This is a genomic window from Pseudoalteromonas sp. T1lg48 (assembly GCF_002964785.1).
Taxonomy (GTDB): domain Bacteria; phylum Pseudomonadota; class Gammaproteobacteria; order Enterobacterales; family Alteromonadaceae; genus Pseudoalteromonas.
Genome location: NZ_PQCC01000018.1, coordinates 632367 through 654224 on the forward strand (window position 1 = coordinate 632367; position 21858 = coordinate 654224).

Below are 21858 nucleotides of genomic sequence, written 5' to 3' on the forward strand. Positions count from 1 at the left end.
AAATTTGGCAGCAGCAGCGAAGCGTGTAAGTGCCAAACCCCTGGCATACGAGGAACCGAGTAGGCTGATTGGCTATGCCAGCAACACAACTGAATGTTGCATAGCTAAGCATGGTAAAAATGGGGTTAGTGCGGCGCAGCCGAACATGCGCTGAGCTTGATGAGCTAGTCACAAAGTGACGTAGAGCCAGCTCGTTGACGAACGTCAACATCCAGAGCTGGCGGGCGGTTCAAGCGATAAAACTCAAAACATCGTTTTGAGTTTTTAAATGCCTCCCTGCTGATAGTGGTAAAGAGTCAGGTGCCCTGCTGGGTAGTGCGCCGCGACTAAAACACCGACTCAGTTACCCAACAACAACCTGAAAATTGCACTATTTCGCATAGTACGAACCTTTGTAAAAGTCCTACTCAATAGACTTACAAAGGAGTCTTATGCTGTTATTCGACAATACCGAACGTATTACCAACTGGAATGTGTATCAGCCTTATTTTGAAATCGATATGTATTACTCAAAGAACTTGAGCAATCGACACAAGGCCAGAAGAAAAGAAGAGATAGCCGTGGTACTGGCAGCGCGATTTGGCTTTGTCTCAGCCATCGCCTTGACGGCCATTTTCGAAATACAAAGACACAAGGTCACCGAATTACTAAACAAGCTGATCAAAAAGCAGTTACTCGAAAAAGTAAAAACCAGCCGCGCCGCTGATGGGGTTGTCTACGTACTGACGTTTTCCGGTGCCAGGTATGCTGAGGAAGTAATACGCCATGAAATACTGTTTCGGTCCAAAACCAATCCCATTGAGCAACTCAATCAGAACAGCATCATGCACGATTCCATCTTACAATTTGTGTTGATGCAGGGAGTGCACAACAAAACCACCAGTGGTCAACCTGCCCCGCAATGGCGAGGCTTTGTCACCGAGAAAGAATTTAAACGCCTCTACCCGTCCAACGACATCAAAAACGTTGATGCCGTTGTCATTAACTCAGATTACAGTACCGCTGCAATTGAGCTGGAGAATTCGTTTAAAAATAAGAACAAGGTGGAGGCCACCTTACTGAAGCTTGCCAACAATATGCTTTGTCAGCGCCCACTGTTTGATAAGGTCTTTTTTGTCAGCAGCTCAGGCAGAGTAATTGACGACACCAGGCGCTTTCAACGCCAGTTACTTGATGAGCTCCCGCATCGATACGACAAGAAAACCAAAGCGCCGTATCTCACCACGCAGGAGGCGACCTTGCTGCAAGAGAAGTTAATTTTCAGGACAAAATTCACCGAGCCCATAAACACACTCTTTTACTCATAAGAAATCGGCACCCGAGGGTGCCGACAGTGTTATATGTTGCGCTTACCAAGGCTCCAAACCTTGAGTGCAACGGACATCACATAGATGCCAGTGATTATCATAAGCCCTGTTATGTCACTCAACTTGTAAGTTGTATTGACTGTGACCAGGCCAAGCCAGTTACTTATCCAGATAACCAGGTTTACCAAAGCAAATGTATGAAGCAGTTCATGTATTGCCCGGATAATATATTGTCTTTTACTCATTCGATTCATGCAGTCCGTCCTCCTGTTTTATTCAACTGCATAACTAAATAAGCGTTCACTCGGGGAACTACTCATACTTATTAGATAGCTCTAACTGCACAATCCACAACAGCAGCGCTACCATCCAGGCTGACACTAAAGCAATCAGAATATCCATAGTTTGCAGCGGACAACCCAATGCCTGACGTATCGGCACAAGCATGTCGACCAGGAACACAAATAACAAAACATCCCCTACCCTCATAAATAGCCAACAAAGCTTATCTAAAGTAGTAAGAACCAATCTTTGTTTAGACGTCATGCAGAAACTCCTCTTTTTTTGACCTGCATGAGTACATAGCACCGAGGCAGAGGAATTAAGGGCGTTCGTTTACCCCGACACGAAAGCCTTCTGCGCTGGAAAAGAAAAAAGCAGGCACACGTGCCTGCTTCTTCGCATTATTGCTCTGCCATTCACCAGGGCCACTTGCAACGCATTCGTGCAACTAACCCAGCCAGCCTTCCCAGTGCTAGCTCTTACCGTGGGCACACCAATTTCCCTCGGTTGGATAACCCTAAAGGTTTCCAGTCGAGATCCGTTGCCTGGGAGCAACGGGAGACGGCATTTTCTAAGTAGTGATTGAGCGTCCTCTTGTTTTCGATATGCGGCCTTAATTCTAAGTATCTTCGTTATAGGGGGATTTAGACTGAAGTAAGATTAAGTCGAGAAAATAAAGTCATCTTTGAGTGATGAGCGGACAGTCTCTAGCTAATCTTGGTAGTGCTTTTCTTTTGCCAGCAAGAATGTTGCTCCACCCAATACGTTCCTTCCAAAGCTTGCCATCAACTATGACTCTATAGCGGTCAATACGATTGGTTTTGTATAGCTCTAACCTGTGTAGTGGGTACACCCTTGTCGCAATCGGTAATTTCAATCACTCTACGTAGCTCGGGAATACGCTAAACAGCAGTATCACTTTGTTCGCATTGTGCCGAGGCAACATTTACTTTATTGTATGATTTACGGCAATTTTTTTGAGTCTTATTAGTGCGTCTATACATGCTTGGCCTCCTACCTTACAAGGTCTCGCTAATGAGTTGTTATGCCTTAAGGACGATGAATGAGTAATATTCCAAAACCATGTGAAAAATCGATTTCCGAGTATCTTGAGCAGTGGGATACATTGGAAAAATATACGCTTCAGGAAAGCTCACTTGGCAAACTCTTTCTCGTTCACTGCCCGGATAATTGTGATATCGAGAGTGTTCTGTTAAAAGTTAGTGCACTAAACGATTTCTATAGTACTAATATTTACGATACATACACCGTTGCAAAGCACATACTGAAGCTCAATATAGATTCGAGGTTGACATCTGGTGATCGATCGTTGGTCAATGAAATCGCATCGGTTAACACCGGAGAAAAGATACGAAATTTTTACTCTTTTGCATCAAAGTATTGTAGCCATCACAATCCAGACGACTTCCCAATCTACGATTCGTATGTAGATAAAATGCTGCGACATTATAGAAAGGTAGATAAATTCAGCAATTTCAGAAATGATGACCTTAAGTCGTACCCTACATTCATCACCATAATCGAATCTCTGAGAAAGTTTTACCGAGTTAATTCATTTTCTTTAAGACAATTAGACATATTTCTATGGTTAGCTGGCAAAGAGCATTTACCGAACAACTATAAGTAGTCATAACAAGTTGGTGATGTTCGCTACGGGCTTTCAGCCCTTCGCCGGACAGCCACCGCGCTGCGGCGTCTGCCGCATACCAAGGCGTTAGGTTTAGGACTTACCCAAAAAAAGTAGACACCTTCTATAGTTAGAAAAAGAGGTGTCTCATGACTAAAAAGAAAAGAACCTAGGCCTATACCGAAGAATTCCGTCGCGAAGCAGTACGTCGTGCGGAATTACCGGGTAATACCAATAAATCCGTCGCCGAAGATCTGGGGATCAGCGCCCAGCAAATCTATAACTGGCGCAGGCAATTCAACCGCCTTTCCGACAAGCAATTTAATACCGTTCAAGGCGTCGATTACTCGAAACATGAAAGCGAGGAGTTACGCCGTCTTAAACGTGAGCTGCACGACCTGAAAGAGGAAAATGAATTCTTAAAAAAGGCAGCCGCGTGCTTTGCGAAAAGCCAGGAGTAAAGTACGCGCTGAGTTGGCCCATCATGTGAAAGAGACGTATGAGGTTTTTAAGGCTCGCTACGGCGCGCCCAGGATAACGTATGAACTAAATGCCAGCGGTGTTCGATGCAGCCTCAATACTGTTGCTAAAATGATGCAAGAGCTAGCTCTCAAGGCAAGAAACGGCAAGGCGTTCCGATACAGTCACAGCAGCTATTCAAACTCGAATGTAGAAGAGAATGTGCTTGCCCAGCGGTTCACCACAGAGCGTGCCAACAGGAAATGGGTATCAGATATCACCTATATCCGTGTTCGCGGCCAGTGGCTTTACCTAGCCGCGGTGATGGACCTGTTCTCCAGGGCGATTGTCGGTTGGGCATTAGACACGTCGATGACGGTTAAGCTGATTTCCGATGTTTTCAACATGGCACTGGCCCGCAGGCAGGTTAAACCGGGTTTGATGCTTCACTCAGATAGAGGCGTGCAGTACCGTGCGGTGGCCTATCAGGATTTAGTGCGTTCATCGGGCGCGATAATAAGCATGAGCCGAAAGAGCAATTGCTGGGATTATGCGGTGATGGAATCCTTCTTCAGTCGCCTCAAAGTTGAGCTGGTTTATGCCGAGAAATTCCACTCGATACAACACGTTAAATCCTGTATGTTTGAATACATTGAAATATTTTATAACCGCAAACGACGTCACTCTGCGTTAGGCTATCTCAGCCCGCTGGAGTATGAGCAACGGTTTGCGTAATAGCCTGTCTACTTTTGATGGGGAAGACCAGTTTATAAGAGTGAAATTATCAGCTAAGGGAGGTGCTATGTCAGGTAGTTACTACGTTTATGTTTACGTAGATCCAAGGAATTATGAAGAATTCTACTTTGGTAAAGGAAAAGGTTCTCGAAAAGATGAGCACCTTTTCGATAAAAGTGACTCACTAAAAGTTAAGAGAATTAATGAGATAAAAGCTACAGGCTTAAAGCCAATAATCCGAGTGATTGCGAAAAACCTAACAGAGTCCGAAGCTTTTCTGATCGAAAAAACACTTCTATGGAAACTTGGTAATCTGACAACTAATGTTGCTTCTGGGCATTTCAGTGATAAGTTCCGCCCTCATAACACCATGCATATGGAGCTTTCGGGGTTTGATTTCCAAAATGGAATTTACTACTACAACATTGGTGAAGGAGAGCACAGATCTTGGGATGACTTTAGAAAATATGGCTTTATTTCAGCAGGACAAGGTGCGCGTTGGAAAGACTCACTGAAAGGTTTTCAAAAAGGAGACATTTTTTCAGCTTATCTTAAATCTCACGGATTCGTCGGCGTTGGACGTATTTTACAAGTAGCTAAACCAATTAGAGAAGTCTCTATTAAAGGCAAACCTCTCTTATCCCATGATTTAATCTGTCAAAACATGAACGACAATATAAACTCAGATGATCTTTGTGAATATGTTTGCTTAGTAGAGTGGTTGTCTTCCGTAGAGCGTGATGAGGCTAAGTGGGTAAAAAAATCCGGCTTGTATACAACAACACATGTTCGAGCTTCACTGGATGCTCAGCTTGATACTATTGAGTTCATAGAGAAAGAGTTTGGTCTAGATATTCGAGCGCTGATGAAATAAACCTAACAAAATGATTAAGAGTGATTCGCAACGCGTGGCATTTTTACTATCCGTTGCGATTAGCGTTTAAGGTGGTATACGGCGGCTTTGGTATTGCGTTGCTCAAACCTTAACAGGGCGTTACCATTGTCCGTTATTGTCACACTCCAGCCCTCTAACTGACAAGCCTCAAGTAGCAATGCACTGATGGTAAAGCTTCCTCCCGCCAAACCATCAGCACAATATTCGAGGGATATCACACCACCTAGTTGTATATCTGGGGCTTAAAAAATCGCGTCGCATTGACCAGCGCTGATTTTGCTGTGCGCTAGCTAGCCTTATGGTGCCGTTGCCAAAGAGCTGATTGATTGTATCCATGCTGTTCATAAGCTTTTTGTTGTCCAGGCAAGGGGTGAATAAATCGGCTTGCATAAACTGCTCAGAAACCAAGTCAATTGCACCTATACCTGCTTTATAGAATCGCACACCTGGTGCGTACAAATAAGGCAATACCTCGGTAACCGCGTTAGCGATAATACGGCTGTCATTAGTTGGCACGGGAAAGTCATACAGGTAACTGCGCTTATAGAAATTATCTTCGTGAGGGGAGCTGTGAGCGAATATCATGATGCGACGAGTAAGAGAGGCTTGCTGCCGAAGCTTTTTCCCTACTATTCCACAATGCGTGATTAATGAGGCTTTTAAGTCGCTAATATTCGTTACCCGCTCACCAAAGCTCCGCGTGGAGAAGATTTCCTGCTTCGGGCTTTTGACATCATCCCATGATAAACAAAGCTTGCCGTTTAACTCTTCAACCGTACGCTCTACTACAACAGAAAATTGCCGACGCATATTCTTTGGACTCTGGCACGCAAGCTGCCAGGCATTCTGGATCCCCATGATGTTGAGCTTTTTCCCTAAACGACCACCAACGCCCCATACATCCGTGACTTTCATCCTGGATAGGATAGCCTTGGCAGAATGGTTGTCGTCAATGACCGCAACCCCCTTAAAACCTTCCAACTTTTTAGCTGCATGACTGGCTGCTTTGGCAAGTGTTGGGGTTAAACCAAAGCCTACGCCAACGGGTAACTTAGTCTCCCGCCAAACAGCTCTGCGAATGTCCTGGCCATACTGGTGCCAATCATTTACCAGTGCGTTATAGCCAGCGAATCTCAGGAAGGACTCGTCAATTGAGTAGATGTACTGATTGTCACTAAAACGCCCTATAACATCCATCATACGTGAGCTCAGGTCTGCATAAAGCTCATAGTTGGACGAGCGCACCACGACATTATGTTTGTTGAGCAGGTGCCTTAGTTTGAAGTAAGGCTCAAACTTTGGAATTTGGAGCTTCCTGGCCTCCGGACTCACCGCACACACACATCCATCGTTGTTAGTTAAAACAACTACGGGGCGCTTTCTTATACTAGGGTCAAACACCTTTTCGGCACTGGCATAAAAGGCGACGGCATCAACTAATGCGTACATATTAGAAGCTCTTTGGCTTTACGATGTAAACGTATTGAGCGAGTGACGACCCCTTCAACTTGAAATTCATCGCCTTCTTTAATTTGTACGGCAGCATAGCCACGAGAGGCCGATAACAGTCGTCTTTGATGTTTATCTAGCTGTTTGCAAACAAATGCACCATTGTAATTGGCAACGATGATATCACCATGCTGGATTGCTTCGGCTCTATCGACAATCAATAGATCGCCGTCAAAGATACCCGCCTCCTGCATTGAGTCACCGTTCGCGAGCCCGATAAAAGTTGCATGTGGGTGCTTAATAAGCAGCTCGTCCAATGACAGGCCAAGCTCTGTATATTCAGCGGCTGGTGACTCAAAGCCCGTGATCCCAGCTTCTATGTAAATAGGAATAACCTTCATAACAACAACCAATACTGTGTATACATACAGTATATTTAACTCTATCATGTTAGAACAGAGAGCAATGAAAATATTTCTGCAGAACTAATAGTCTGTAGTCTAAATTGGATACATGGACCGTTGATGAGAAAAGTATGTGTGGCAGGTTAAGTGTCGCTGCTAGCTCAAGTGTAAAACGCCTACTCTAGCAGCTTAATGTTCAGTTTTGGTCTGAGCCACTCCAGGAGGGGCGTTTTCTACGCGCAGCCAGCCCCATTACCATAATAAGGGAACAGCAGGGTCAACGACGGGCAGAGAAAGCCACCTGGTGGTTGTTACTTGAGAGAACAGAGAGTTCATTTAAGCCCTCAAAATACACATCATTTAATACCCGTTACGATTAACAAGCTAAATGTCCTTCGAAGTGCTGGTTTTGAGGCATTTAGAAAGACTCGCTGCATAATTCCGGCGTCAGGTTTTGGTGAGACTGAATATGTGAATAAGAAGCCCATTCATTATTATGATTTTGAAGCGTTAGAAAGGGAAGCTATTGCCTTTGGTGGGCTATATCGCGAGTGGCTTCACCCGCTCACAGGTGAGCGTGCATTAAGTTGCTCTATCATAACGCTACCACCACACAACAAGCTAAAGCACATCCACTCAAAAGCCATGCCGCTCATGCTCCCTCAAGAGGATGAAGTTCTAAATATGTGGCTCGACAGCTCATTGACTGATACCGAGGTGTTTAACGATTTACTCAAGCCAAATCTCCCTCAAGACCTGATTACGTATCAAATTGATAAGCCAAGCACACATCAACAGATAAGTGAAGGAGTATTAATCCCCAAGGATGCCCCACCCATTGGAAATTAAAGGATCAGTTTTTGACTAAGTTATGGATGCTTTAGGCAGATGTGAGGGAATACAGGACGGTGGTGACGTCTCAATCCACCTACGAGCCAGCGGTCGGTTGGATTAAATTGATAGCCTTTCGCGTGACCAAAAAAGGAGAAGTTCCAATATTAATAGCGATCACTTGTTTAAAGTGATCGCTCACATGGAAACTATAGGATGAAACTTACTCGCACTATTCCACCTTAATAAACTGGAGGTAATTCATTTACTACTGAACCCCTAAGGCCTTATAAACGGCATCAATTGGGTCGCTGTAGAAGCTCACTTGGAATTTCGTGAAAGTCTCTGCAGGTACAGATGGGATATCACTGGCAGACGCCATTGGTAGTAACACTTTTGTTGCTCCCGCTTCCAGGGCTATTTGCATACTAGATGCTAAATCCTGAACAGGATTAACAACGCCTCCCAGCGTTATACCGCCAAGCACGACCATTTGCTCCTGTATCGGCCTATTCAACAAAATAGAACAACAGGCTACCAGTGACGCTAAGCTAGCTCCATGACTGTTTCCTGACGTCTGTAAGTCCACAAAATGAAGGTGGAATTCATGCTCTGAGAAACGAGAATTTGCTGCAATGCGGTTTAGATTGCCCTTGAAGTATTCAAAACCAACTCGCACTTGCTCTTTTGCGGATGTGTCAGAACCAAAACCAGAAGTTGAGTGTTTACCCGTTCCTGGTGTCATTTGCGTTTCGACGCGATACACGCCAAGTTTTCCAACAGCGCCTTCGTCGACAAAGTGAATAACACCTGCATTTGGAATTCCAGCAGGTATCAAATTCGAGCCACCTTGCTCTGGTACATTAACAAAGAATTCTTCTAGTGTTTCGTTGTCGATGTAACTAAAGTTCACATCAAAGAATTCCATCCCACCAATCTTCTTTAACTGCTCTTTAACGCGACGACGAACTTCTAACGCATACGTTAAACAAGTGCGTACATCATCTTTATTGTACTCACCGTTTGGGAAGAGAAGCTTTAGCAGGCCCGAAGTTGTTCTACGAACTCCTATAACATCACGCTGATTTAGGTTGTTGCCTAGTTTAAAGAACTTATCTATTGCGTCTGAGAACGTCGTTTTACGCATTTCACGCATGTATTCAGCTAAGTAGTCGGTTATTAAGCCAAAACGGTCTGTGAAGAACTCAGGGCGCATCTTTGGAATTTCCCAACCAGGGATATATGCATGGAAGCGGTCAAAGTAAGCAGAATCAATCATCTCGGCAGGAAACGGCGCTAATAAGTGGCTAGTTTTAACTAGGGTTTCAACACTATGATCTATGTTACCTACAAAGACCATAGAAGCCTTAGCCTCTATTGAATCACGGCCACGCGAAAATGAACCTGACGCCATGTAATCTTTCATGATCTGTATACCGTCTTTATCCTTAAAGCGAATACCAGCAACTTCGTCAAATGCCACAACATCCCACATTCCAACTAAGCCAATTTGACGAGAAGACATGTTGTAGAACAGGTTGGCAACCGTTGTTTGGCCACCAGAGACTAACAACGAGTTAGGCGAACATTCTTTATAAACGTGTGATTTACCTGTACCACGAGGGCCTAGTTCACAAACGTTATAGTTATTCTCAACAAATGGGATCATGCGAGCTATTAAGTGCCACTTGCAGCGTTGATCAAGGTTAGCTGGCTCCATACCAATTGAGCGCAATAGAACATCTATCCATTGATCCATAGTGAACTTACGGCGAGCCTGGTATACCTCATCCATATTCATAGACGGCATTTGGATCGGCTTTAAGCTAAACACGGAGAAAGGAGAAGTTTTCTGGCCTTCTTCGTAAAAGTAGCTAATGGTAATAATGCACCAGATACCGCCAGTCAAAAGCTTTTCATTTTCTTTCACTATCTTATTAGGAACAACGGCATCTTTAATCCCTAAATTTGAAAGGCTGGCTTCATACACATCCTTTTTCTGATTTAGCTTTACCGTTACTTTATCAATAACCTTGTGAGTACCTTTTTCACGAATGAGTGACTTGGCTTTCTCTGCTTCATCGGGACGAACATAGTTCTCGGTCAAAATTTTCTTAACGTTCTTTAGGCCTTCTTCGATAAGCTCATCTTCCGCTGACGAACAATACATACCTAACAAATACTCAAGAACGTAGACTGGAACGTTCGCCCCTTCTTTCAACTGTTTAGTTAAATCTTTACGAACAACTCGCCCTTTAAATTCCGACGTCATCAATTCGTCGAGATCAGCACCACGAATATCTGCTCTTTCTTCGCTTAATTCAATTTTATGCTCAATACTCATCAGTGCCTACCTCTAGAAAAAATCATCTTCAAAAGCTATATCTATAATTACTGAATGTGTTGCTCTCACTTTGCTATCAGTATCTTCCATAATTAGCTTGTAACTCACGGTCCTATCAAAACCGCTGCCTTCCAATTTAATTTGAACATTCCTTTTGCGCTCTTCCATATTTTGAGAAGGTGACTCAAATAAAACCCTCTCACTTGAGCTTACTTTTTTGCCACCTGGGTCTTCAATCCAAATTAATAACTCTCGAGCTTTAAACTTTTCGCCCACGGGGTCTGTTTGTAGAAATTGAATGCGATCAATATTAGAAACAATTTTGACTGGATTATTGAGAGGCACAGCACTGACTTTTTGTTTGGCATGCTTAGTTTGCCCTTTGGAATCTAGCTCTCTAACATGCAGAACCGGAACACAAATTTCTTGAGGCATGATACCCCCATGAATGAACTTGGCGCCGCCAACAAAGTTAAAGCGGTTGCTACCCCTTGGGATTATAAACTCGGCATCATCACCCTTTTCAATATCAATACCAGCCGTATTCGTTAATTTCCCCTTCCAGTAATAACTATCACTCGGAAGGTTTGACCCAATAACATAGCGCTTCTTAGCTTCAGTCGTTCCTGCTGGTTTTGATTTAAGTGCTGTTTTGTCTGAATCCGTTACATCCGTCATCTTGAACAAAAAGCCATGATCAGCCGTTATCAATACTCGGCTACCGTTAAGGCGATTAATAATACGACCTATCAGCAGTTTTATTTCATCAACTGCATCACGGGCCGCTTCAAATGTTTGGTTTTCAGTACCTTGTTTATCACCTATAGCGTCAATCTCGTCATGGTAGATATAAACAACCTGGGCTTCTTTAACTTTTTCTCTGCCTTCTTGGTTAGTCCAGTTCAATACCTCGTCGGCCTTAAATGCGACGCCACCATGCTGCTCCAAGATCTTATGACGGTTATCATGCCCATGAACTGACAGACCATCTGCTTTATACTCAGGCTTACTCCCAAGGTGAGCAGTTAATTTTTTATGGGGAAGAAGGCAACCCATGCCAAGCTGGGTATATGATGGAACGACACCTAACTGGGACTTGATCTCGGATTTAAAGCGTTTTTCATCATTTATTTGCTGATGGATATCATGCGCAACTTCATAACGAAGGGCATCAGAAATAATTACAAATACACGTTTTACTTGCGTATTGTTTAAAACACTTCTTACTTCTTCACGGAAAAAGTCTTGTTGATTATGAACTCCTGGCAGCTTCCAGCTTTCTAGTAAGTTTTCTTCGTCAATCAACTTGCCCCAAGCAATTGCCAAGTCATGCAGGTACCAATCAACGTAGAGGTTCTCAATATCTTCTACGAGTCCAGTAGCTTTTAGAATATCAGAACCGTTCTTGCTAATTTCGATCGAGTTTTCACTAAAAATACGATACGCATGGTCAAACTTATAAAGTTCTTCTTCATACGCTCGATAAAGGTTTTTTGCGCTATCAAAGAGAAATCCTTCGATATGCTTTTCTTTTAGGTCATAGAACTCTTTGGCCGCTCTTAACGCTTTAAGAATACATGCATAGTTTTTGCTCTCTTTAACAGAACTAGCTGAGCACCAGTGACCACGCAATTTTTTCGAAACCCACTCATTAATTTCAATGGCGCTAAAAGCTGGCAAATCTGTCGCTAGTAACTTAATTAGTTGCTGATCCGCTTCAACGAAAGTTTCAATACCAATCAAGTCCTTCGGGTGTTTAAATCCTGATAATTTATTCTTAATTTCAAGTTCATCGGCAATCGCAACAGCAACTGTATTATACGATTCAGAAAGCGTTCTACTTTCTCGCCACGACGAGACAAAGTTAACCACTGATGCACGCTTTGACGCCGTATTTAAAAGTAATTCTCTAATATCTTTGGGGTATGAAGCTAGACTTTCGTCGTTACCATTCACTGGTAGTAAATGAGACGACAAACTAGAAGAAAAGTCATAGTTTTGAACAGCAACACCAGACGACTGTATGCCGTGGAAGCAATCAGTAATCAAAAGCTTAGCTAACAGGTCTTTGATAGATGGAGCAACACCACTGCTCTGTTCAGCTCTGCTTGCGTTTACGGTCCAAATATCAAGAGTAAGATAACCAAACTCTTCCACAGCCATTTTCCAAAAGACGCCAGCGAGATCGAACTTTTCAAATTCATTGATCAGCTCTTCAGCTTTTACGGGCTGTTCAGCATAAAGCCTAATTAGCTGATGAAGCAAAGCAGAAAAGGCAAGCGTTTCCACTTTGGCCAGTACCGCTATCATTGCTAGTTCTAAGGTTTGTTTCTCTGCTTTTTCCGGTAATAGCTTCTTGAGCTTGTTATATCTTTGTTGATTAGTAAAAAATTTCTTATATCGGTTTATATCTTGGCGAAACTCCATGCGCATACCCAGCTCATTTAAAATCATTGAGCTGGAGTCGGCATAAAACTGCTGTGCATACAAACGAATATCGTATAGCCAGTCACGAGTAGGCTCGCTTTGTGGCTTATTACTGTAGAGCAAAAAGTTGGACTTTGGCTCCTTCAGTTCAATACGTTGCTTAACTTCAAAATGAGATGTGTCATCAAGCTCAATCAACTCAATATTGCTCGTATCAAGCTCGCTTTTCAGTGTGGATAACTGCTCTAGGAATTCAACGTCTTCATCTTGCCAAAATACCAGTCTGCACTTTTCAAATTTGGCTAATATGCCTTGCTTTATTTGCTCTAAATTCATTTTCGTTTCAACATTCTTGAGTATTCGGCATCCAAGTAGTTATCTACTAGCTCTGGATCTATATGTCCTTCGTGATGCCAAGCAACCATTTCCTTAAGCGCTAAGTTACCGAATCTAACCCAACCAATAAGGTTAGTTCTTAATAAAAACTGAACCATATCGCCACCTGACTTCAATGCTGCGTCACTAGTGTCGACCAAGCACAAAGTACCATGCGCGACTAAAAGCATTCTTCTTAATTCAGGGTTATTTGCACTAGGGATACACTCTTTCCAAGGCCTTTTATGGTAAAAACGAGCTTTGCATGTCCACATTATCCTTGTCAGAAGCTCGGAAATCATAACAGGGATAGCCATCGCTAAACCATGCCTGAAGTCGTAGCCCTGCTCAAACACTTTTGTGGCAATCGTAGCGAATGTCTGTTTATGCTTTCCAAACTCCCCAACATCAAGAAGTAGCAATAAGTTATAAAATGGAATGGGAATACCTGAACCACGGTTCCCCTTCGCGATTGAAGAGTTAGAGCCCGCCATATCTGAAAAAAGGTGTCCTAACCAATTTACAAAACCACAGAATATTTTTGCTATTGCAGTATTGCCTTTAAGTTCAAAAGTTTCGGTATCAATTGTTATTAACTTTCCATTTGATACGAAACTCGAAGTACTAGTAAACTGATTATAAACAGAAAAAAATAGGCCAATAAGATCAGGTGAGTGTCCAATACTTTTTAAATGATGATTTTTGGGCTTTAAATCACCCACTAGCCCACCAGTCCCTGTTTTACCTTTTGGTTTTGTCAATGTTTGGTCATAGTTTATTGCGAATTTTCCTTCCAAGAATTGAACAGCCTGAGTATCCATCCACGTTTCTTTATCTAGAGGCGATTTATTTTTAGCAATGCACTTATCAAAATACTTTTTATAACCATCACCTTCCTTCTCCTTACGATCAAATCCAACCGCCTCAGCAAACTTACTTACCGTACCTGTAATTCCATAATCAACAGCTTTCCCTAGAGGCCCCTCACCAGGAGCACCAACAAAAAAGACATCAACTAGGCCACCAATTAAGCCGCAAGTTCCTGCAATTAAATAATCATACTTATCGCATTTGGCGTTTTTATAGGAAAAGTCATCCTTTATGCGCTTTTCAAGATTAATTTTTTGAATTGGTGAAAGCAGTCTATCAAAGGGGTCTGATACCAAGTCAACATGGTGTTTATTGGCATAGTGATTTACGGATTGGATATAGTCATCCCAAGATGATTGATCACTAATATCTACAGATGAAAGCATATCTATAGGGGTATATTTATAACCAGATTTTCCTTCTCTATCTGATACGTATTCCTGTATATCAGGATCTATTATTTGCGTATCATCATTAAAATCAACTCCAGATTCAAGCAACAAGCTACCCATGCTTTCAAGCATACTATCAAGTTGTTCATCGGTTCCACTTTGACTACCAATTAAAGAATCTAGTGCAGCGTCAAGTTCAGCCAACTTCCCTTCCGCATTATCAAGCTGGTGCTTTTGCACCAGCATCGCGGATGTTTTATCACCCATTGTGGTCATTAAGAAAATAAGCCCGCTACTTTACCTTTTATTACTTCAGCGGCTTTGAAATAGCCGATATTGTCAAAAATCTTAGCCAGCTTATCCAATTGAGATGTCGGAATACCATCTTTCAACTTGATTGATTTGGTAATAACTTCTTTACCATCAACTAGTTTGCTAGATTCCACCTCTTCATAAAAAGACATTACTAACTTATAGATTTGCTGTTTCGTGGGATCTTTAGTTAGTGACTTTAACTTATCGTGATCAAGCACAATTGGGCACCGTAATTTAATACAGCTATTTTGCGTAGTATTGGATTTTTTATTGAGGACACTCGCTGCGCCTGTTAACGCGCTAACCATCTTCATCAATTTTTGCACTTTTTCATCTTGAACAGCATGGTTTTGCATAGCTTCATTTAACTTAGATGTAATAAAGTTGAGGTCTTCAATTAGCAGTGAAATTGTTGATTGAGTTTGCTTTATCACTTCATTGAGCATTAGCTCCCTTCTTTTGACCTTATCTAACTCATTCGCTCCAGTTAAGTGCTTAATTCCTTTATATGCTCCTACACCAAGCAACACGGCTACACCTATACCTGTAGCCATACTAGAGAAACCTAACGCCCCACCTAGGCCTAGCGTCGCAAGTCCTGAAGTCAACCCTGCGGCGGACATGCCAATTACAGAACCAGATAAGTAAACCGCAGCTAATGGAACACCAACGGCTCCTGCTTTTGCAGATAACTCTTTCATGCCTTTGGTTAATGCGTCATCAGTGAAGTCCGATTTAAGCATTTTGAAATCTAGCTTAATAGCTTCTATGGCCAATTCGATTTCATCATCACTTACACCGAACAGCGGTTTATGCTCTTCCAAAAATTCAAAATTTTGATAGTCACCATCATTAACACTCATAAACGTGCTTATAAGATCTTTTACAAGTGAGATTCTAATCGACTTAATATGGCTTGGCGACGCCTCTTTATCGATCTCATTGAGTAGCGATTCAACACTTAAGTGGTTATCATTATTAGCTATGTAACTTCTCAATTCGAAACGTGATTCTGTAGCTAGCTCTAGTCGAGTCATTAATAATAATATCTCAGCAAACTCTTTTTCATCGACCATCCCGTCATCTGAAAAAGCCATGTTGATGATGATTTTTAAATAAGCGACTTTGAGCCTCTCGGACATCTCACTCAAAGTTATTAGCTGGTTTTCTTCTTCGAAAGAAGAAGTGTTTTTAACTGCGTCATTTAAAACTGTGGATAACAACTCGTAATTACAGCTTAGTAAGCTGCCTAGTTTGATGCTCGTACCATCTTTTTTTAAGAACCTGATACTTTCAGTTATCTTCTCTTTCCCATTATCTTTTTTTTCAACATGTCTAACATGCTCAACAGACTCTAAGTCACAAAAATTAATGTGAAAGGGATCTTCGAACATTTCTTTAATTGCAATTTTTTCACCCGTAATTGCAAACCCATCCTTTGCACTACCAAATGCAGTATTATCAAAAATAGCTACTACAGAATTAATATTATCAACCAATCCCATAGACTTAACTGCATTATTGAGTTTTTTCTCAGGGATACTTGGGGCGATATAAACATTTGAGCTAACCGCAGCAAGGTTTTCTTTGATGTGCGTATTTATATTTTGCATATTCAATCCTTATTTATGCTTTTCTTTTAATTTATTTTACTAGTTATTCCTTTCGCAGATTATAACTGCACAAAGAGGGTTAAATGATATTTTCTTCCAGCACTTCCCCGCACACCTCACAAAACTGGCTGTATCTATCATTGCCAGCATTGCATTCATAGCAGATGCTAATGTCGTCATCTCTAAGTGTCTCTGTGCAAAATGGGCATTCTAATTCATATACCGAAACCACGGTATCGCATACTTCGCAAGCGGTAACCAAATTTTGCTCGTCGTGGTGCTGTCTATCTTCAAGCTCGGGTTTCACACGCTCAAGTACACCAAACCTTTCGAGGTTTTGTCCATAATCGAGTAGTAACGTTTCATTCTTTGATGGGTGCAGGCGCAAACCCCTGCCCACAATTTGTAAAAACAGCGCAGGGCTTCTTGTGGGCCTGGCGTTGACAATACAAGCAAGCCTTGGCGCGTCCCAGCCTGTTGTTAATGTAGCGACATTAACAAGACCTTGGATATTGCCGCTCTCAAACTCGGATAGGTATTCAGCGCGTTGCGCTTTTGCTGTTGTTGCGGTAATTAACGGGAAGTCAAAACCAAAAGTCGCCAAACAATGCTCAAACATGTGCGCTTGGGCAACTGAACTGGCGAAAAAAACGGTGGGTAGATTACCCGACGTTTTATTTAGCCAATCGGCAACAATTGCCTCTACTATGGGCTCAACAGCTGTGACTTGTTCCAGGTCGGTCTGTACAAAGTCATTCTTACTGACTCTCACCTTAGATGTATCGGCAACAGCGCGGTTGTCTGTTACCACTGCCCTTAAATTACATAGATAGCCTGAATTCACCAACTCATCTATACGCTTCCTATATATCAGCTTTTTGAACAGCTTGTTTTTTTCTTCACCAAATATTTCGCCAGACTGCATACGAAATGGCGTGGCTGTAAAGCCGATAATTTTAGGCTCTGGGCCATGCAAAGAAATAGTATCTAAAATATACTGATAACGCGCCGTTTGCTCTGGCGGGATAAGGTGCGCTTCATCGACTATCACCAAGTCCCATTCCGGGTATTCACCTATTTCTTTAATTATCGAATCTCGACTGGCCGATGTTATCTGCTTTATTTCTTTACGGCCAAGCCCAGCGCAGTAAATACCAATATCAGCATCGGGCCAGATAGCTTTTAACTTATCTTCATTTTGCTGAACGATTTCCTGGGTATGAGCTAGCATCAGTACACGAAGGCTCGGATGCTGCTCAATTAGTTGCTTAATCAACTGAGCAAAGATCACGGTTTTGCCACTCGCAGTCGGCAAAACGCACAAACCTTTAGTTACTTTTGATGTGAGATAAAAGTCAGTTAGCGCTGAAATAGCCTCATGTTGATAAGGTCGCAGTTCCATTAGGTCTCTACCCTTAATCTCACTAGGGCTTCATGCACTTTCCAAAAGTCAGCCGCTTTAAATACACCAAAAAGCTTAATCTGGTTAGAAAATTGGTGCTCAAACACATACCAGTTCACATTTCTAAACTTTACTTTCTTTATATCGGCATGACCCGCAACATTTCGGATATGATAAAAATAGCTTTTTAAAATATTGCTTTTAGCATTGTGAAAATGGATTACATTTTTACTTTCTGAAGACAAAGTAAAATCAAAAGATTCAAACTCAGCTTTGGTCGTTTCAAGATTTGCATGAGTTATCAGGTCAAAATCATATTGAGCCTTCAAACGTCGATATGCTTTGTTTGAACGAATATTAAAGCGCTGATTGAGCAAATCACCGTTTTCCCACAGGAGAATTAGCCGCTCATAGAAGTCGGCTAATTCCTGACGAGTAAATTGCTGAGGGTTGCAATTCACTCTATTTCACTGCCTTACCATGTATAGCTTTTACGTCGGCTAGTAGGTTGCCAAATTTGCCATAGTTGGCTTTTACGCCGTCGTCCAAGTCGAGTGTGATGCGTTTTTCGGCGTAGTGCTTTAATTGCTCATCGAAGGTGCGAAGCTCAGCTTGTTTCTTCTCAAGTGACTTTAGATCTTTTTCGATACGGCGTGCTTCGGTGCCTGTGGCTTGCAGTTGTTGCTCCGATAGCAAGGTGTGTTGGGCATCGTATTTACCCATTAGCGGTGTAACGTACTCGGTACGCATACGAGACAAAGTACCTTCATTATAACGGTGCAAATACACTAAACACTCAAAGGCTTTTTCTTTACCTGAGCTAAATAACCAATAAATAGGGCGTTTTTTGTATGTCTTACAGTGATCTTTAAAGAATTGCGTCGAGAAGTAACGACGAATTGTATCCATCGCACTTTCGCCACTTCCCTTTTTGGTAGAGAGCGGTTTAAGAGCATGTAAACACAAACTCTCAGCAACAAACTCTAAGTTTTCAGATAAGTGCTCATTCCCCCAAACCGTTTTAACAAACTCTTTAAAACGAGTAGTTGCATCATCATCAAATAACCAATCTTCAGAGGCGAGTGGAATAATACCGTCGTCGTCGGCAGTGAATGACTTATAAGCCCCACCAGTTAGAAGATCTTTAAAGCCTTTATTACCAGAGCCTGCATAAGCTAACCCATGCATATCGAGAGAGTAACGTCCCATCATGCAACCGAGACAGTATGACAAAAGTTCGCATAAAGTATCTGATCTAAAAATACTGGCGACACTCTCTTTTTCTTTTACATTAGAGTATCTATATTGAGCATTTGCCAACAATGTAATATCGGAAATTTCTTTTTGAGTAGATACAGCATCTAACCCCAATAACTGCTCTGAGTGTGCATCTATATCAGTCTCTAATTCTAGTAATGATTCTGCTCGACTATGCGACGAAATAAAATAGTTCGACACAGACTCAGACAACAATTTACCCTCACTCTTTTCAACCAATGGGGAAACTTTGAAATCAGGTGATGTTTCAAACAAATTAAAATCTTCACGAGATATATCAATGGCTTGGTCAGCCAATGTTTTAAGCTTTTTGTCACCATAAACAGCGTCAGGTACTGGTATTTTTGAAATGTGCCCACTCTGAAAGTCAAGAGTTGCAGACAAGACCTTTAGAAAACTTGTCACAATTCCTGAGTTTAAATAGCCTAGTAAGCTTGATATATCACCGTCTTTAAAAATACAGGGGCCTGTAGAGTCAAAAATAAAGCCTTCTTCAAAATAACGAAAAGAAGGTTTAATTCCAATACGCGTCCAGTTTATTCCTTCTTTGAAAAAGTTTTTTGAATTCCTTAGGTTTGATTTAGGAAAAGATTTTAACTCTTTGCCGTCTTCATCCCAGTTAATTACAAACTCTCTATTCCCATACCAACGTTTAACACCACCACCTTTTAGGTACGGAACCCACTTTTCTGAGCTTTCTATTTCAAACCACGCTCTGAGAAATTTTTCGTTATCCCCAGTATCTATCCCTTTTCCAGCACTTGCACTTAGAGATAACGGTTTGAATCGTTCGAAACTGTCCCTGAAGCTATCACTAAGCCAATAAGCAATTGGACTTCCGCTAATTTTTTCAAACTCGTTGTTATGAACAAGGTGAGTTCTTTCCTTTTTACTAGTTGTAAATAAAACTCCTTTATCCGCAGACTGTGAGCCACTATTTAGATCAATATAACTCCCTAAATAATTAGAAATGTGATAATTAGAGAACGTTAAACAACTTCCCAGAGCAATTTTTGAATTCAAAGAAGGGAAGCTATTAAACCCTATATGATTGATGTTCAGTAACGTAGATTTTGTCAACAACTTCTTTCTAAACTCATCAAACGACGACAAAAACATCCATCCTTGAATTGTGATAAAGGAGGCGACTCCAGCTTTTGCTAATTGCTTATTGGCAGCTATGACAAAACAACTATATAAGTCTGATTTTGCTTCAGAATAGTTTTTGGATACGTATGCTTTCAACTCTTTATTCATGCCATTACTGCCCATATATGGAGGGTTAGCAATAATGCAATCATACTTTTGAGCTAGCACTATAGATTGACATATTAAAGGGAATAGTATCATTGACGCTTGCTTGCCAGCAGGATCAGCCCCTTGGATTTTATTTTTCAGCTCAGCTTTAAATGCCAAAAGGTTCTTTATCAATTGATGATCGATATCTATAAGAGAACCAAGTGTTTTTGCTTGTAAAAATGACGACTTTAGGGCTTGCAGTAGCTCAAAATAGTCTTTGTAAATACCAGTTGATTGAACAAACTCATCCGAGTTATCAAAAAGCTCACTAGTATAGCCTGTTTGTTGATGACCTTCTAAATCCAAAGCCTTCCATAATTTTGGAATATCGAGGTGTTCTGTTGATTGAAGTGAGAACACATTTAATGAAACTTCACCATCTTCAACTCGTTGGAAGATTCGTCTATCGTCTTCACGAGCTTTCATCATTAGGGCAAAACCTGCAAGCTGCGCCGCACGATCATCTATATCTAAACCATAAATGTTCTTAGTAAGAATTAATTCAGGTATTTCACGCAGACGATAACCACGCTCTAAATAGATTTCCCGTAATACTTCATACACTTCAACCAAGATATGGCCTGAACCACAGGCAGGGTCGAGCACTTTGATTTCTTCTGGGTCGAGGCTTGTAGGTGTAATTGCTTTTAGTTGCTCTATGACTTCTTCAGGTTGTTCAGCAGGCTCAATGTAATATTCCATTTTGCCTTTAAGTTCTGAATTTGGATAAAGTAGCCAACCATTGTCTGCCAACAGAGTTTTGTACTAAGTATTTAACAATCCAATTTGGGGTAAATAACTGGGTAGCCGCAGGGATATCTTCTGACTTAACCACTTTGCCGATAACAGCATCTTTGTGCTCTGAAATGTAAAACTGATAGAGCCAACCTATGACTTCAATCTCGTTCCAGTCTTCTTCTGGAATGTCGTTGATTAACCCTTTAAGAATAGAGTCTGTTTTAGTTAGGTTATTTGGCAGTAGCAATTCAGTCGCATCATCCAATGCTTCGAACATAAATGGCATAATTTTATGAAGGTGATGACATTGGCCCAAGAGTAATTCACGATATAGCTCTTCTTCTTTATCACCCGCAAGTTGTAGCTCTATGATATGGCTTTTATCTAAATCTAAGCTATCTGCCACATCGGACGCATGACTTAAAATCTCTGGCAAATTATCAGAGCTAGTTGGATGGCTCTTTGCAGGGGAAAGCACGCGAAAGCCATGGTCAAAATAGTCATGCAGTTCCATATAGCGGATAGCGGCCAGACGGTTAAACCAGGTGTAGGCCATTTCGCGTACAAACATATCATAGCCGCGCTCTGTAACCTTGCTTTCCAAACGCTTGCGCTGTTCGCCTTCTTTACGAGTAAAGGCGCGACCTTCGATAATGGCTGCGCCTCCTTCAATACGAACTTCTTCAATTCGGTCTTCATAAATACCAAACTGAGCTGCACGTTTTTTAACTGCTTCAATAAACTGACGACGCGCTTTAGGAGCGTATGCTTTTAAGTTTTTAGTATTCATTTTAT

The 21858-nt window shown here is 41.7% G+C and carries 15 protein-coding genes and 1 pseudogene; 5 read left to right on the top strand and 11 right to left on the bottom strand.

The window, feature by feature from the left end; translation table 11 throughout:
- The first annotated feature begins 431 nt into the window (after positions 1-431).
- On the top strand, positions 432-1307 hold the full coding sequence (locus C2M29_RS12120) for a hypothetical protein (RefSeq protein WP_105190014.1): 876 nt from the start codon (positions 432-434) through the stop codon (positions 1305-1307).
- A gap of 312 nt (positions 1308-1619) precedes the next feature.
- Here C2M29_RS12120 and C2M29_RS12130 read toward each other — a convergent pair whose 3' ends face one another.
- Positions 1620-1853: a hypothetical protein gene (locus C2M29_RS12130; protein ID WP_105190016.1), complete on the bottom strand. Its 234-nt coding sequence runs from the start codon at positions 1851-1853 to the stop codon at positions 1620-1622.
- Between the two features lie 1572 nt (positions 1854-3425).
- Here C2M29_RS12130 and C2M29_RS16890 point away from each other — a divergent pair.
- The 3 genes and pseudogenes from C2M29_RS16890 to C2M29_RS12150 all read left to right on the top strand — a co-directional run.
- Positions 3426-3698 (top strand): annotated as a pseudogene (locus C2M29_RS16890) (transposase); the annotation flags it as partial.
- Entirely contained in the window at positions 3679-4431 is a 753-nt protein-coding gene (locus C2M29_RS12145; RefSeq protein ID WP_105190018.1) for an IS3 family transposase, read from the top strand. The pseudogene C2M29_RS16890 and the gene C2M29_RS12145, both read left to right, overlap by 20 nt.
- The gene (locus C2M29_RS12150) at positions 4424-5305 is read left to right on the top strand and encodes a GIY-YIG nuclease family protein (protein WP_233998417.1); all 882 of its coding nucleotides are present in this window, start codon (positions 4424-4426) and stop codon (positions 5303-5305) included. The genes C2M29_RS12145 and C2M29_RS12150 overlap by 8 nt, the downstream gene beginning before the upstream one ends.
- A 213-nt stretch (positions 5306-5518) precedes the next feature.
- Here the strand turns inward: C2M29_RS12150 and C2M29_RS12160 are convergent, their stop codons facing one another.
- Positions 5519-6775 carry a Y-family DNA polymerase gene (locus C2M29_RS12160; protein WP_105190019.1) on the bottom strand — a complete coding sequence of 419 codons (1257 nt, stop codon included), beginning with the start codon at positions 6773-6775 and terminating at the stop codon, positions 5519-5521.
- Entirely contained in the window at positions 6763-7176 is a 414-nt protein-coding gene (locus tag C2M29_RS12165; protein WP_105190261.1) for a LexA family protein, read from the bottom strand. Before C2M29_RS12165 ends, C2M29_RS12160 begins: the two co-directional genes overlap by 13 nt.
- A gap of 318 nt (positions 7177-7494) precedes the next feature.
- Between C2M29_RS12165 and C2M29_RS12170 the strand changes: the two genes are divergently transcribed.
- Complete coding sequence (locus tag C2M29_RS12170; RefSeq protein WP_233998418.1) at positions 7495-8028, top strand: SOS response-associated peptidase family protein; 534 nt, start codon at positions 7495-7497, stop codon at positions 8026-8028.
- 250 nt (positions 8029-8278) lie between these two features.
- On the opposite strand, the gene brxL is transcribed toward C2M29_RS12170, so the two are convergent.
- From brxL to C2M29_RS16745, 8 genes are all read right to left on the bottom strand, one after another.
- Entirely contained in the window at positions 8279-10354 is a 2076-nt protein-coding gene (gene brxL, locus C2M29_RS12175; protein WP_105190020.1) for a protease Lon-related BREX system protein BrxL, read from the bottom strand.
- A gap of 12 nt (positions 10355-10366) precedes the next feature.
- Positions 10367-13117 carry a BREX-1 system phosphatase PglZ type A gene (gene pglZ / locus C2M29_RS12180; RefSeq protein ID WP_105190021.1) on the bottom strand — a complete coding sequence of 917 codons (2751 nt, stop codon included), beginning with the start codon at positions 13115-13117 and terminating at the stop codon, positions 10367-10369.
- The gene (locus C2M29_RS12185; protein ID WP_233998419.1) at positions 13114-14685 is read right to left on the bottom strand and encodes a hypothetical protein; all 1572 of its coding nucleotides are present in this window, start codon (positions 14683-14685) and stop codon (positions 13114-13116) included. The genes pglZ and C2M29_RS12185 overlap by 4 nt, the downstream gene beginning before the upstream one ends.
- Before the next feature lie 8 nt (positions 14686-14693).
- Positions 14694-16346 carry a hypothetical protein gene (locus C2M29_RS12190; protein ID WP_105190023.1) on the bottom strand — a complete coding sequence of 551 codons (1653 nt, stop codon included), beginning with the start codon at positions 16344-16346 and terminating at the stop codon, positions 14694-14696.
- Between the two features lie 79 nt (positions 16347-16425).
- Entirely contained in the window at positions 16426-17748 is a 1323-nt protein-coding gene (locus C2M29_RS12195) for a DEAD/DEAH box helicase (RefSeq protein WP_105190024.1), read from the bottom strand.
- On the bottom strand, positions 17748-18209 hold the full coding sequence (locus C2M29_RS12200) for a hypothetical protein (protein ID WP_105190025.1): 462 nt from the start codon (positions 18207-18209) through the stop codon (positions 17748-17750). Before C2M29_RS12200 ends, C2M29_RS12195 begins: the two co-directional genes overlap by 1 nt.
- 1 nt (position 18210) lies before the next feature.
- Positions 18211-21078 (bottom strand): BREX-1 system adenine-specific DNA-methyltransferase PglX, encoded by a 2868-nt coding sequence (pglX, locus tag C2M29_RS12205; protein WP_233998420.1) that lies wholly within the window; start codon positions 21076-21078, stop codon positions 18211-18213.
- A complete protein-coding gene (locus C2M29_RS16745; protein WP_233998421.1) occupies positions 21035-21853 on the bottom strand; it encodes a BREX-1 system adenine-specific DNA-methyltransferase PglX in 819 nt (272 codons plus the stop codon). Before C2M29_RS16745 ends, pglX begins: the two co-directional genes overlap by 44 nt.
- Positions 21854-21858: the final 5 nt, after the last annotated feature.